Here is a 13,698-nt window from a genome sequence, read left to right as displayed (position 1 = left end):
AAAATGCGGTATCTATAAAAATATTTATATTTTTGCCCTTTACAAAACACACAACAAGAGTTAAAAGTTATGACGAATAACACCTTCTCAACGAAAACGATTTCGCTAAATCAATACGGAATCAAAAATGCCAAAGCGCATTATCAACTTTCCTCAGATGAACTTCATGAAGAAACTATTAAAAACGAACAAGGAGTTGAAACTTCTTTCGGAGCTATTACTGTTAACACAGGAGAGTTCACTGGAAGATCTCCAAAAGATCGTTTTATAGTAAAAGACAGTATTACAGAAGACAAAGTTTGGTGGGGAGACATCAATATTCCTTTTGAGCCTACTGCTTTTGATAAGTTATATGATAAAGTTGTTGCGTATTTGTCAGAAAAAGAAATTTACGTACGTGATGCATATGCTTGTGCAGATGAAAATTACAAGCTAAATATCCGAGTGATTAATGAATATCCTTGGAGTAATATGTTTGCTCACAACATGTTTTTGCGTCCAACAGAAGCAGAACTTGATGGATTTGATGCAGAATGGTTAGTGGTAAACGCGCCAGGATTTATGGCAAATCCAGAAGTTGACGGAACACGTCAGCATAATTTTGCCATCTTAAACTTTGAAAAGAAAATCGCTTTAATTGGTGGAACAGGATATACAGGAGAAATTAAAAAAGGAATTTTTTCTGCATTAAACTTTATTCTTCCAGTATTTAAAAACACTTTGCCAATGCACTGTAGTGCGAATGTTGGTAAAAACGGTGAAACAGCGATCTTCTTTGGTTTATCAGGAACAGGAAAGACAACGTTATCAGCTGATCCAGAACGTAAGTTAATTGGAGATGATGAACATGGTTGGACAAACGAAAATACAGTCTTTAACTTTGAAGGTGGTTGCTATGCAAAAGTAATCGACTTAAGTGAAGAAAAAGAACCAGAAATCTATCACGCAATTAAAAAAGGAGCAATTCTTGAAAATGTAGTGCTAGACGAAAATAAAAATGTAGATTTCCTAGATACATCAATTACACAAAATACACGTGTAAGTTATCCTATCTATCATATTGATAATATTCAAGTGCCATCAACAGGGAAAAATCCTAAAAATATATTTTTCCTAACGGCTGATGCATTTGGTGTGTTGCCTCCAATTTCAAAACTAACACCTGGACAAGCTGCGTACCATTTTATCTCTGGTTACACAGCAAAAGTTGCTGGAACTGAAGCAGGAATCAATGAGCCTGTACCGAGTTTCTCAGCGTGCTTTGGAGCGCCTTTTATGCCTTTACATCCTACAAAATATGCTGAAATGCTAAGTCAGAAGATGCAAGATGCAGGTGTAAATGTTTGGCTGATCAATACAGGTTGGACTGGCGGACCTTACGGGACAGGAAGTCGTATGAAATTAAAATATACGCGTGCAATGATTAGTGCAGCATTAAAAGGAGACTTAGACAATGTTGATTTCCAAACACATCCAATTTTTGGATTGGCAATGCCAAAAGATTGTCCTAATGTACCAAATGAAGTATTAAATCCAATTGATACTTGGTCAGATAAAGGTGCTTATAATGCAAAAGCTAACGAGCTTTCAAGTTCATTCAAGAAAAACTTTGAACAATTTTCATCGTATGCAAATGAAGAAATTATGGCTGGTGGACCAATAAGCTAGTCGATAATAATAGTACAATACTAAACCAAACCAAAATTCTAATTAACTAAAAAAAGCCTGAATCAAACGATTCAGGCTTTTTTAGTATTGTAAAAATATAAAGTATTTATTTCTTATTCACTTCGTCAATGTATTTTGCTAATGCCATTGTCATTGATGGAGTTTCTGGAGTTGGAGCTTTAATATCAACTCTCAATCCTGCTTCTGTAGTTGCTTTAATGGTAGAATTACCAAATACAGCAATACGTGTGTCATTTTGTTCAAAGTCTGGGAAATTAGCCAATAATGATTTAATTCCTGAAGGACTAAAGAACACTAAAATGTCATAATACACATTACGTAAATCTGATAAATCACTTACCACAGTTTTGTAAAATACACCGCGTTCCCACTTGATATTAATAGAGTTTAATGCTTCAGGAACCGCAGGTTTTAATGCGTCAGAGGAAGGTAATAAGAATGATTCATCCTTATACTTCTTAACTAATGGTAGTAATTCTTTGAAAGTACGTTTACCAACGTAAATTTTACGTTTTCTGTATACTACATATTTCTGCAAGTAATAAGCTACTGCTTCTGATTGGCAGAAATATTTCATAGAGTCAGGAACCTTAAAGCGCATTTCTTCTGCTATTCTGAAGAAATGGTCAACAGCGTTTCTGCTTGTTAAGATGATTGCAGTAAACTGCGTTAAGTCAATCTTTTGATGTCTTACGTCTCTTGCATCTACACCTTCAACGTGTATAAACGGCCTAAAATCAATTTTCACCTTTTGCTTGTCAATAAGCCTAGAATAAGGTGAATTCTCAATTTTTGGTTCCGGTTGAGAAACTAAAATAGTTTTTACTTTCATAAACCTTGTATTTAATATCACTTTACTTAATTAAAAAATTTATAGATAACTAAATAAGGAGCAATTTCAAGTGCGCAAAGATACAAAATAAAATAAAACAACTTGCTGATTATCAATTTTTGATAATTCTTTAGTAGAAAAAATAATCCAATGAGATTATATGCTAAAAATGTAAAAATTACTGAGAAAAATACAATCTTATTCCCATTTATGCAGTAAACAAGGAGTAAGTTAATAGGGATCAGGATAATTCCAAATAAGTTTCTAGTATTTAACTTGTAAAAATTATATGTATCCACGTACAATTCCATGTCTAAAATTACTGCAATTATTTTTTCAAAAATATATTTTATAATGATAAAAAAGGTTGTAAAAGTGATGATTTTCACAAATAAGAATGGTGAAGTCACTAAAGTTGGATAGAAAAAGGTAACCGAAACATAAATGAAAATGGTAAAAGAAATGATTTGAACCAAAAATAATAACGAATTAAACCAGTTTATTATACCTTCTTGCTTAGTTAAAAATTGATTTTCATACTTATTAGAGAATAGAAAAACTAAGAACAACGAAAATTGTTTTCTGAATACAAAGCGAATCAACACTAGTAAACAGAAGGAAACCAAAAATAACAGCGTAAGCCAATCCTTGGAAATAATAGCTCTTTCTACACTTTCAAACATTCGGTAAAATTAGGGAGTATGTTAAATAATACATAAAAATTTAGCACAAATCCTCACATTTCTTCGTTAAACATATAATTTAACTACTTTTGTTAGCCTAATTTTAGATAATGTCAGACGCAATTGTTGTCATACCAACGTATAACGAAATTGAAAATATAGACGCGATTATTGAAGCAGTTTTTGCTCAAGACAAAGCGTTTCATGTTTTGATCGTGGACGACAATTCTCCTGATGGAACACACAAACGTGTGGTTGCACTGCAAGAAAAATACCCAACACAACTTTTCCTAGAAAAACGAGAATCCAAAACAGGCTTGGGAACAGCTTATATTCACGGTTTTCGTTGGGCATTGGAACGCACGTATGAATATATTTTTGAAATGGATGCTGACTTTTCACACAATCCAGAAGATTTAGTTCGTTTGTTAGTGGCTTGCCAAGAAGAAAACGCAGATGTTGCTATTGGTTCTCGGTATGTAAAAGGTGTAAATGTGGTCAATTGGCCAATGAATCGTGTATTGATGTCGTATTTTGCTTCAAAATATGTGCGCTTCATCACAGGAATTCCAATTCATGATACAACTGCAGGATTTATCTGTTATCGTAGAAAAGTATTAGAAACTATCGGGTTAGATACAATTCGTTTTGTCGGATATGCATTTCAAATTGAATTAAAATTTAAAGCTTGGAAATTAGGATTTAATATCAAAGAAGTATCTGTTATCTTTACAGACAGAACCAAAGGAGCTTCAAAAATGGATAGTTCCATATTTTCAGAAGCTATTTTTGGAATCATAAAAATGAAAATTAGAAGTCTATTTACAAAACATAAACGCAATGCATAAAATACTCCTAAAAAACGCACAAATTGTGAGTGAAGCCGAAATTAAAACGGCAGATATTTTAATTGAAGGTGATCGAATTTCAAAAATTGGAACTGATATTATTGCAGCTGATGCTGAATTAATTGATGCGACAGGAAAGCACGTTTTTCCAGGTGTAATTGATGATCAAGTGCATTTTAGAGAGCCAGGATTAACGCATAAGGCAAATATTCAAACTGAGTCAAGAGCTGCAATTGCTGGTGGAATTACTTCTTTTATTGAAATGCCAAATACAAATCCGCAAACAACAACAATTGAAAAGTTACAGGAGAAGCTTGATATTGCTTCGGAAACAGCATTTGCAAACTATTCATTTATGTTTGGTGGAACAAACGATAACTTAGACGAAGTCTTAAAAGTTGACACAACACAAGTTGCAGGATTAAAATTATTCTTAGGTTCATCAACAGGAAATATGTTGGTAGATGATGAAGCTGTATTAGAAAAAATATTTTCAAGTACCGATATGGTCATTTCTGTACACTGTGAAGATGAAGCGACGATTAGAAAAAATTTAGCTGAATATAAAGAGAAATACGGAGATGATATTCCAATGGAATTTCACCCAATTATACGAAGTGAAGAAGCGTGTTATATATCGTCTTCACGAGCTATTGCGTTAGCAAAGAAAACAGGCGCACGTTTGCATGTTTTTCACTTATCAACAGGGAAAGAAACAGCATTGTTTGACAATTCTATTCCGTTAGAAGAAAAGAAAATTACTGCAGAAGTTTGTATTCACCATTTGTGGTTTTCTGATGAAGACTATGCTGAAAAAGGAACGAACATTAAGTGGAATCCTGCGGTAAAAAAAGCTTCAGACAGAGCACAATTGTGGGAAGCATTATTAGATGATAGAATTGACGTGATTGCAACAGATCATGCACCACATACAATTGAAGAAAAAAGCAATGTATACACGAAAGCTCCTTCTGGCGGACCGTTAGTACAACATGGTTTAAATGCTATGATTCAGGCACATAAACAAGGGAAAATTTCATTGGAGAAGATTGTGCAAAAAATGTGTCATAATCCAGCGCGCTTATTTCAAGTAAAGGATAGAGGTTTTGTAAAAGAAGGCTTTTATGCAGATTTGGTGTTGGTAGATATGAACAAATCATGGGAAGTAAACAAAGACAATATTTTATATAAATGTGGTTGGTCTCCATTTGAAGGAACAACGTTTGATTCTGTAATTACACATACATTTGTTAATGGAAACTTAGCATATGCTGATGGGAAAATCTCAGAAAAGCGTCATGTAAAACAATTAGAATTCAACAGGTAATGAAGAAATATATTTTGTGTTTAATCGTATTATTAGGGATGGTTTCTTGTAAAGAAGAAGCAGTGCCGAAGCCTGATGACTTGTTGTCAAAACAAAAAATGGCAGACATTCTGTATGATGTAACAGTGATTAACTCGATGAAAGGTGTTGATAAAAAAGGGCTGGAAGCTAGTTTTTTACACTTTGATACGTATTTATACAAAAAACACAATATAGATAGTACTCAGTTTGCTATGAGTAATAATTATTACGCGACAAACCCATTAAAGTATGATAAAATTTACGCACTTGTAGATGCGCGACTTAAAAAAGAACGTACTGGTGTCGAAGCTGAAATGAAGAAAGAGCAGGAGCGAAGAGATTCACTTCAAAAAGCAAAAAAAGAAGAGATCGCAAAGCAAAAAAAATTAAACGATACTATTCCGAAATCAAAATTTAAGCAAGTAAAGAAATAGTATTGTGTTTGTTTAATTAGAATTGTCTAATTCTTTTGAAATTTCTATTGCTTCGTTAATAATTTCTTTTGGATAATCGTTAATTTCAAGTATTCTTATTGCGTTTCTATTTTTTAGTTTTCCCTCTTTTAGTTTATAATCGAAGCCTACGGTTTTATCGTTTATTACTTCACTAAAATGATATAATTCATATTCATTAGAAAGCAGCTCTGTTAATTCGATATCATGCGTAGATACCAATATAATGTTATTATTTTTTGCTAAAGAAGATAAGACAGCTTTACCAGCAGAAATGCGCTCTACAGTATTAGTTCCTTTAAATAATTCATCTAAAAGGAAAAGGTTTCTTTCATTGTTTTTACTTTCCGAAATCATTTCTTTTATAGTTAATACTTCTTCAAAGTAATAACTTTTATTGTTCATTAAATCATCACTTATCCGAATTGCAGAAAATATCTTAAGTAACGGGAAGGTCATTGACTTGGCAAAACAAGTGTTAATTGTCAACCCTGTAATTACATTCAATCCAATAGCGCGGATAAAAGATGTTTTTCCAGACATGTTAGAGCCAGTAAGCAGTATAGATTTTTTAGATATTTGAATACTATTCGTTGTACAATTGAAAATTAAAGGATGACTAATTTCTGTAGAAGAAATTTCATTAGAATTAGTAATAGTTGGTAAGCAAAACGTATCAAGTCCATCTCTTAAAGAAGCTATTGAAATCAGCATATCTGTATGTCCAACAAACTTAAACACGCTTTCTATTTCCTCTCTTTTAGTATTTAATCTTTTTAAAATACCAAATAGCAATAATGGTTCTAATAGGAATAATGTCTTGAAAATTTCAAAAATAAGCCAAGCTAAAATTTCAAACTCTCCTTGAAGTTTTGCTTCAAGCTGAAAAAATGACATTTTATTTTTGACTTCATTAATTAGTTTAATTGACTTTGGTAAGTCAGGATTTATCGTTTTTAATAATGGATTTGTAAATAGGTGCGATGCTACACTGTTAAGCTTTAAAAGCTGTGGAATAGAGTTTATATACCGAACTAGATTGTTTTTATTCCAATAATGGATAACAATATTGATACAGAAAATCGCAATTAAGACACCAAAGAATAACGGTTTAAAAAATGAAAGTATTAACAATGCTAAGCTTGTAAATGATAATATTTTAATGATAAAAAACCATTTTGGAGGACTTAGATGTTCTTCTTGAAACAACGATGTAATATAATAGGCATCTTTATGTCCTAGTTTTTCTAAATTTTTCTGAAGAGAAATTCTTAATTCAGGATCTTTTGATAATTGAGTTATAATACGTTCATCTAACTTGGTTTGCGATTCATTTTTTTGAATAGTTCGCAGTTTATTATATAAATATTGTTGTCCAGTTTTTGAACTTGTTCGATCTAAAAACATATACAACTCATCAAAATCTAGATCATTGCAAGTCTTGTCTGATAAAACTTGATATGCTTCCGAGTTGTCTTTATTTTTGAAATAACGCTCTATCATATTAAAACTAAAAGAGTCATTTTTTGTTTTACCAAATGATTCTTTTAATCTTTTGTGAGTCGCTTTTTTTCGATTGAAAGTTATTGTAGAGAGTATATATTTTATCTGAAATAGTATATTTTTTATCATCAGATAATTAGTATAATATTTCTATTTTTTGTTACAAAAGAGGAACAATGAATTATTGTTTATATCGTTTGCCAACACGCGTAATTGTTTCTTCTAACGGTTTGAATTTGAAGTTTAATGTGTTTTGAATTTTACTACTCTCAAAAAACGATTTTGACTGAATCGATTTTGCTATTTGCTTTGTTAATTTACGATGTTTTCCTGTGAGAAATTGTCGCAACCAATCTATTCGCCAAGCAAGTGCTAATGAAAATGAACCTGCTTCTTTTGTTGGTGGATCAACGCTTAACGCTTTTGCAGTAGTAGTTACAAATTTTTCTAGAGTCCAATTTTCTGCAACAAGTACAAAACGTTCATTTTTTATATCACTTTCCATGAGTTGCATCATTACAAAAACAACGTCTTGCACATCAACATAACTCAAAATTCCTTTGGTGTAATATTTTAATCCTTTATCAATTTTTCTAAATAAAGAACCACTTCCTGAACGCCAAAATCCAGCGCCTAAAATAATTGCAGGATTTACAATAACAACATCCAAACCTTCTTGCGAACCACGCCAAACTTCCATTTCGGAACCGTATTTTGAAATTGCATAGACACTATTGTCAATTTCAGGATTCCAATGTGTTTCTTCCGTAATCGGAATTGTAGAATTTTCATTTTCACCAATAGCTGCAATTGAACTTATAAAACAGAGTTTTTTTACGTCATGAGCGATACATAAATTCACAATATTGGCAGTTCCTTCGATATTTACTTTTCGTAATGTATCAAAATCTTTTGGATCAAACGATATTAATGCTGCTGCATGATATACATGTGTTACATCAGGAAATACAACTTCCAGCGAAGGAATGTCGGTTACATCCGCTTGAAACCATTCAATTTGATCAAAAAACGTACTTGGGTCATCAAAATAATAAGAAAAAACATTTTTAACCGCGTCAAGCTTGTCAAGCGTTCTATAAATTGCTTTTACATGCTTTTTGTTTTTCACTAAATGTGCCAATAAATGCGCGCCAACTAATCCAGTTGCACCAGTAACTAATATCATGCTACTAAAATAAACTTTTTTCTTTTCACTTTTATATCTTTGCGGAGCTTAAAAAGAATTTTAGAGATGAACAGCAATTTAGTAGAAGAATTACGTTGGAGAGGAATGATACATGATATCATGCCAGGAACAGAAGATCAATTGAATAAAGAAATGACAACTGCCTATATTGGATTTGATCCAACATCGGACTCTTTACATATTGGAAGTATGGTTCCTATTATTTTGTTGATGCATTTGTATAAATCTGGACATAAGCCAATTGCATTGGTTGGTGGCGCTACAGGAATGATTGGAGATCCTTCAGGGAAATCAGACGAGCGTAACTTATTGACAGAAGATATTTTGAATAAAAATGTTGCTGGAATCAAACGTGTATTATCTCGTTTTTTAGATTTTGATTCAACTGATGAAAATGCGCCAATTTTAGTAAACAATTACGATTGGATGAAAGATTTCTCTTTTATCGATTTTGCGCGTGATGTTGGAAAACGAATTACCGTAAACTATATGATGGCGAAAGATTCTGTAAAGAAACGTGTTACTAGTGAAGGTGCTGGAATGTCGTTTACAGAGTTTACATACCAACTGATTCAAGGATACGATTTTTACCATTTACACAAAGAACACAACTGTTTGCTACAAATGGGTGGATCTGATCAATGGGGAAATATTACTACAGGAACGGAATTGGTTCGTAGAATGAACGATGAAGCTTCTAAAGCATATGCAATGACTTGTCCGTTAATTACGAAAGCTGATGGTTCTAAATTTGGAAAAACAGCTGGCGGAAATATTTGGTTAGATGCAGATAAAACTTCAGTATACCGTTTTTACCAATTTTGGTTAAATGCTTCGGATGAAGATGCTGAAAAGTATATTAAAATCTTTACATTTTTAGATAAAGCCACCATTGATGGTTTAATTGCTGAACATACAGAAGCGCCACATATGCGTTTGCTACAGAAACGTTTGGCAGAAGAAGTAACGACATTAGTTCATAGTAAAGAAGATTTAGAAAACGCACAGAAAGCTACTAATATTCTATTTGGAAAATCAACTACGGAAGATTTTAAACAATTAGACGAACAAACGTTGTTAGATGTTTTTGAAGGTGTTCCGCAAGCGGAAATTGACAGAGCTGATATTGAGGAAGGTTTGGATATGATTGCTGCTTTGTCAGCAAAGACAAATTTCTTAAACTCAAACGGAGATGCGCGTAGAGCATTAAAAGAAAACTCTGTTGCTGTCAATAAAACGAAAGTTAAAGAAGATTATAAAATAACGACAGATGATTTAATCAATGATAAGTTTGTAACCATTCAACGTGGGAAGAAGAAAAACTTCTTGTTGATTGTGAAGTAGATTATTTGACTTGTCTAGTGGTTTTCGTAGTGAAACGGAAAAAAACTGTATCGAGAAAAAAACTCATAAAATAAACAACCCTGAATGCTCTGTAGTAGGAGTAACATTCAGGGTTTTTGAATTTATTAAATAACTAAACTATTTGAGATGAAATTTCTCTTTAGTTAGGTCGAAAGTTATTTGTAAACCTTTCAGAATGTTAGTATTAAAAAACCATTAAATTACAACCTCTGATATCCGAATGATCAAAGCGTCCAATAATTTCAAATGTTCCATCAGTATATACTTTTCCTAAATCTTGCGTAGCAATAAATGAACAAGAGTTTATATTTGCGAGATCAATTACATTAATTCCTCCAGATTTTCCATTTGGTTGAAGCGTTAACGCATCTTCAGGATCGCGTGTGTAGAGTTTCATCCAAGGTGGTGTTTCAAAAATTCCGTTGCCTTTTGAGTATCCTTGTGAAAGTAATTCGGTCATGCCATATTCGGAGTGAATTTTGGCAACGTCAAAACCTTCGAAGAGTCGTTGATGTAATTCTGTGCGAATCATTTCTTTTCGACGACCTTTCATGCCGCCAGTTTCCATGATAATTGTATTCTTTAGATTGAATTGAGCAGTTTCAATCAAATCTAATAATGCAAACGAAACACCAATTAAAAGTACTTTTTTACCTTCTTTATCTAGTTTGATGAGTTTTTCTGTGAGTGCTTTTAAATCATGCAAATAAAAACCGCTTTCAGCTTGATTGCTGCGTTTTATAAGATCATTCACCATGTACGTTAATGAAGAACCAGTTCGCTCTAAATAATTAGGTAATAAAGCTAAAATGACATAGTCTTCAATATTTCCATAGAAATGCTCAAATCCTTTGCGATAGCTTTCTTCATAGATTGAAATATCTGTTACATGATGCTTGCTTGTAATACTTCTTGTAGTTCCAGAACTTGTAAACGTTTCTTGAATGGAATTGTTGTTGGAAACGATTTCGTGTGATTTGAAAAATTCTATCGGAAGAAAAGGAATGTCTTCTATACGTTTTATATCACTTGGATGTTTGTATAGTAAGTCGCAAAAAGAACGATATGTACTATTATTTTCAAATTGATGCTTGAACGCTTGAAACGTCAGTGCTTCAAAATCGACATCATTGGAAATATTGAAAATCGTATTGGAATTCATTGCTTGGGTTGAAACGACAAAAGTACTTAAAATAAGGTGAAAATAGTGTAGTTTTTAGTGTGCTATTTTTTCCAGTTGATTTTTTGGAATGAGTTCATTCTCAAATTTGCTCAAAATAAAATCAGGCTTCATATATGCATCAACGTTTGTTGTATTGTATCCTACATAGCCTATCATCCAACCTTTATTTGCATACAAATGTGGTTCGTAAATTTTAAATTTAAAAATTAGAAAAGTTACTCCATTTTCTAGTTCAATTTTGTTTTTATATGTTAGTTCGTTTGGGAAGCTATCAAAATCATCATTCATATTTAGCCAATTTGCTAGATAACTTTCTGACGATTTCTCTACGGTTAGTAATGCTTTTGGGAATAAATTCGTTTTATTGAATTTTTTTAGAACGTCGTATACCAAAGTTCTGTATTCTAAATTTTCTGCATATTTTTTAATCGTATTTGCTTTTGGATCATGCCCTTTTTTGAGCTGTATGTAAATTGGTCTAATCTTGTCGAACTTCAAATTATCTCCGGTAAAATTGGAAGTTCGGATTTTATTGAAAATTATCCGAATAATGATAACGTGGACAGAAACAATTAAGATGATTCCAATTATTAATTGAATTGTTTCCATCGTGCTTCCAGAGTCTAGCATTTATCTGTAGGTTTTTTAAATTGTATATATAAGTTTCGCTAAAGTAAAAAAGCATCTTGAAATTTCAAGATGCTTTTTTGTATGTTATATGTGTTTGGTAAAATTACTTGATCACTAATTTCTTAGTAGCAGATTTACCATTTTCTGTAATTTGAACTACATAAATTCCTGATTGTAAAGCAGAAACATTTAATGTGTTTGTAATTCTAGTATTGATTACTTGCTTACCGATAATGCTGTATACTTTTACTTCTTTTATGCTGTTTGAAGCAGAAGAAATAGTTACCGTATTTCCGTTTGTAGGATTTGGATACATGCTAAAAGCAGTTGTACCAAATTCTTCTGTACTTAAAGAAGCTTCTATGTCACTAGCATATCTAGGTAATACTTGGCGCGTTCCGTTGAACTCTCCACCTAAACCAATAATATTAGTATTCGTTGTAGGAATTACAGTTCCGATGATGTCTTCATCACCAAAAGAAACTCTACAAACAGTCATGTCTGTTCCGCCAACTGCATTTACGTCATAGTTAGAGTTGTCAGCGAACATTCCACCAACATCCATAGGATCAAAAGCTACGTCTAACAATCTAATTAGTCTACTTTCATATGTTTCTCCATTCGCTAATAATTCAGTAACAGTTACGTCAATAGGTGTAATTGTATTTCCGTTAGAAGATGCTCCAGGTACGTTTTCAGTTGGTACAAATTGAAGTACACCACCAAATTGAGATAATTGACCTTTTAATCCGATAATTCCGTCTCCAATATTTAAAGGAGCACTTAAAATTCCAGCTGTATCATCAATTAAGATTCCAGCATTAGCATCTTGGATATATTTTTGATTTCTTGTTCCTTCAGTTACGATATAAGAAATTAATGCTTCACCTGTTAGTTCGTAAAATCCACCAACAGTTCCAGCACGTAAATCAGTGATAGTTGCTACTTGCGTTTCACTATCAACAGAGAAAGAAACCATTTTCGTATCAATTACCATATTGTTTTCAAGTAATTCAACAGTTACAGCGTACATTCCACCATCTACTGTTGGAATTGCGTATGGACTAGAAACGTCAGCATCTGTTGGATTTGCTCCAACTGTAATGTTCACTTGGTTTCCAGCAGTCATTAAGTCAATGTTTTGTGTTGTAAAGGTAACATCTACACTTGAAGTTCCTGGAGCAAATGTACTGTTGTCAGCAGGAGTTACAATACTTAAAGAAGGTACTGTAGAGTTATTCATAATTTCGTTCCATGTAGTAGCAACACGAACACCATCAACAGCTACAGCAGGGATATTACTTGATTGACGAAAAGCAATTGCAGAAATTGAAGTACCTGTACTTCCTGTATTCGTAGCTTCTGGCATTGCAGGCTCTGTAGGTGTTACAGCAGATAATACATGTAAGTTACAAACTCCTGTAGCAATCTCGTAAGAGAAAACTAATAAGTATGTTGTGTTTAAACTGTATGGAGTAGTTCCGTATGTTAATGTAGAGCTACTTGCTCCAATTCCAAAAAGGATATCTCCATTTCCATCATCTTGTGCTCCAACTCGTGCTCTAAATCCACCTGAGTTAAAGTGCATGAAGTAATTTCCACTTCCAACAGCGCTTAAGTTTACTAAGGCACTTCCGTACACAGTTCCTGATGAAACTGCTGTAAAAGCTCTATTTACATCTTGTGATGTTCCTGAAAAAGTTGCATGTCCACCAATTCCTGATGAAGGGTAACCAGTCATCGTTAAGCTAGAAGGAGCTGCAACATAAGCAACTGGTCCTGAAGAACCTGAGTGCTGAACCCATGCTCCACTACTTGCTGTAGTTAAATCTCCACCTGTCATTCCATAATCAAAGTCTTCAACTAATACCTGACCGAAAGAAACAGTAGATATTAACAAAGCAACTAATAGTAAGTAATTTTTAATCATACGTTGTATTTTAACTATTTATAATAAT

12 protein-coding genes are annotated in these 13,698 nt (G+C 32.8%); 5 read left to right on the top strand and 7 right to left on the bottom strand.

What is annotated here, in order from left to right; genetic code table 11:
- Positions 1 to 69 precede the first annotated feature (69 nt).
- Positions 70 to 1,668 (top strand): phosphoenolpyruvate carboxykinase (ATP), encoded by a 1,599-nt coding sequence (gene pckA / locus ACUUYC_RS04630; protein WP_474264302.1) that lies wholly within the window; start codon positions 70 to 72, stop codon positions 1,666 to 1,668.
- A 106-nt stretch (positions 1,669 to 1,774) separates the two neighbouring features.
- Here pckA and ACUUYC_RS04625 read toward each other — a convergent pair whose 3' ends face one another.
- A complete protein-coding gene (locus tag ACUUYC_RS04625) occupies positions 1,775 to 2,521 on the bottom strand; it encodes a uroporphyrinogen-III synthase (protein ID WP_474264301.1) in 747 nt (248 codons plus the stop codon).
- Positions 2,522 to 2,547: 26 nt separating this feature from the next.
- Complete coding sequence (locus ACUUYC_RS04620) at positions 2,548 to 3,204, bottom strand: DUF4271 domain-containing protein (protein ID WP_474264300.1); 657 nt, start codon at positions 3,202 to 3,204, stop codon at positions 2,548 to 2,550.
- Positions 3,205 to 3,314: 110 nt separating this feature from the next.
- Here ACUUYC_RS04620 and ACUUYC_RS04615 point away from each other — a divergent pair, with 110 nt between their 5' ends.
- The 3 genes from ACUUYC_RS04615 to ACUUYC_RS04605 are packed head-to-tail and all read left to right on the top strand — an operon-like array spanning position 3,315 to position 5,834.
- Positions 3,315 to 4,052: a polyprenol monophosphomannose synthase gene (locus ACUUYC_RS04615; RefSeq protein WP_474264299.1), complete on the top strand. Its 738-nt coding sequence runs from the start codon at positions 3,315 to 3,317 to the stop codon at positions 4,050 to 4,052.
- Complete coding sequence (locus tag ACUUYC_RS04610) at positions 4,045 to 5,379, top strand: dihydroorotase (RefSeq protein WP_474264298.1); 1,335 nt, start codon at positions 4,045 to 4,047, stop codon at positions 5,377 to 5,379. Before ACUUYC_RS04615 ends, ACUUYC_RS04610 begins: the two co-directional genes overlap by 8 nt.
- Positions 5,379 to 5,834: a DUF4296 domain-containing protein gene (locus tag ACUUYC_RS04605; protein WP_474264297.1), complete on the top strand. Its 456-nt coding sequence runs from the start codon at positions 5,379 to 5,381 to the stop codon at positions 5,832 to 5,834. Before ACUUYC_RS04610 ends, ACUUYC_RS04605 begins: the two co-directional genes overlap by 1 nt.
- Before the next feature lie 12 nt (positions 5,835 to 5,846).
- On the opposite strand, the gene ACUUYC_RS04600 is transcribed toward ACUUYC_RS04605, so the two are convergent.
- Both ACUUYC_RS04600 and ACUUYC_RS04595 read right to left on the bottom strand, forming a co-directional pair.
- The gene (locus tag ACUUYC_RS04600) at positions 5,847 to 7,484 is read right to left on the bottom strand and encodes a MutS-related protein (RefSeq protein ID WP_474264296.1); all 1,638 of its coding nucleotides are present in this window, start codon (positions 7,482 to 7,484) and stop codon (positions 5,847 to 5,849) included.
- Between the two features lie 52 nt (positions 7,485 to 7,536).
- Positions 7,537 to 8,541, bottom strand: a complete 1,005-nt coding sequence (locus tag ACUUYC_RS04595) for an NAD-dependent epimerase/dehydratase family protein (RefSeq protein ID WP_474264295.1) — start codon at positions 8,539 to 8,541, stop codon at positions 7,537 to 7,539.
- A gap of 66 nt (positions 8,542 to 8,607) precedes the next feature.
- On the opposite strand from ACUUYC_RS04595, the gene tyrS reads away from it, so the two are divergent.
- Positions 8,608 to 9,906, top strand: coding sequence for a tyrosine--tRNA ligase (gene tyrS / locus ACUUYC_RS04590; RefSeq protein WP_474264294.1), 1,299 nt, complete (start codon positions 8,608 to 8,610; stop codon positions 9,904 to 9,906).
- Between the two features lie 205 nt (positions 9,907 to 10,111).
- On the opposite strand, the gene ACUUYC_RS04585 is transcribed toward tyrS, so the two are convergent.
- From ACUUYC_RS04585 to ACUUYC_RS04575, 3 genes are all read right to left on the bottom strand, one after another.
- Positions 10,112 to 11,089, bottom strand: a complete 978-nt coding sequence (locus ACUUYC_RS04585; RefSeq protein ID WP_474264293.1) for a LuxE/PaaK family acyltransferase — start codon at positions 11,087 to 11,089, stop codon at positions 10,112 to 10,114.
- Positions 11,090 to 11,143: 54 nt separating this feature from the next.
- Positions 11,144 to 11,740 (bottom strand): hypothetical protein, encoded by a 597-nt coding sequence (locus ACUUYC_RS04580; protein ID WP_474264292.1) that lies wholly within the window; start codon positions 11,738 to 11,740, stop codon positions 11,144 to 11,146.
- Between the two features lie 103 nt (positions 11,741 to 11,843).
- Positions 11,844 to 13,670: a T9SS type A sorting domain-containing protein gene (locus ACUUYC_RS04575; RefSeq protein ID WP_474264291.1), complete on the bottom strand. Its 1,827-nt coding sequence runs from the start codon at positions 13,668 to 13,670 to the stop codon at positions 11,844 to 11,846.
- Positions 13,671 to 13,698 lie beyond the last annotated feature (28 nt).

This window comes from Kordia sp. E, from assembly GCF_056033805.1.
Note: the sequence above shows the minus strand (reverse complement) of the source record. Positions and strands in the feature narration are given on the sequence as shown.

What these genes read in the sequence shown, in the direction of transcription:
- ACUUYC_RS04625 (WP_474264301.1), bottom strand. Translation starts at nt 2,521, where the DNA reads ATGAAAGTAAAAACTATTTTAGTTTCTCAACCGGAACCAAAAATTGAG.
- ACUUYC_RS04615 (WP_474264299.1), top strand. Translation starts at nt 3,315, where the DNA reads ATGTCAGACGCAATTGTTGTCATACCAACGTATAACGAAATTGAAAAT.
- ACUUYC_RS04580 (WP_474264292.1), bottom strand. Translation starts at nt 11,740, where the DNA reads ATGCTAGACTCTGGAAGCACGATGGAAACAATTCAATTAATAATTGGA.
- ACUUYC_RS04575 (WP_474264291.1), bottom strand. Translation starts at nt 13,670, where the DNA reads ATGATTAAAAATTACTTACTATTAGTTGCTTTGTTAATATCTACTGTT.
- ACUUYC_RS04620 (WP_474264300.1), bottom strand. Translation starts at nt 3,204, where the DNA reads ATGTTTGAAAGTGTAGAAAGAGCTATTATTTCCAAGGATTGGCTTACG.
- ACUUYC_RS04585 (WP_474264293.1), bottom strand. Translation starts at nt 11,089, where the DNA reads ATGAATTCCAATACGATTTTCAATATTTCCAATGATGTCGATTTTGAA.
- ACUUYC_RS04600 (WP_474264296.1), bottom strand. Translation starts at nt 7,484, where the DNA reads ATGATAAAAAATATACTATTTCAGATAAAATATATACTCTCTACAATA.
- ACUUYC_RS04605 (WP_474264297.1), top strand. Translation starts at nt 5,379, where the DNA reads ATGAAGAAATATATTTTGTGTTTAATCGTATTATTAGGGATGGTTTCT.
- tyrS (WP_474264294.1), top strand. Translation starts at nt 8,608, where the DNA reads ATGAACAGCAATTTAGTAGAAGAATTACGTTGGAGAGGAATGATACAT.
- pckA (WP_474264302.1), top strand. Translation starts at nt 70, where the DNA reads ATGACGAATAACACCTTCTCAACGAAAACGATTTCGCTAAATCAATAC.
- ACUUYC_RS04610 (WP_474264298.1), top strand. Translation starts at nt 4,045, where the DNA reads ATGCATAAAATACTCCTAAAAAACGCACAAATTGTGAGTGAAGCCGAA.
- ACUUYC_RS04595 (WP_474264295.1), bottom strand. Translation starts at nt 8,541, where the DNA reads ATGATATTAGTTACTGGTGCAACTGGATTAGTTGGCGCGCATTTATTG.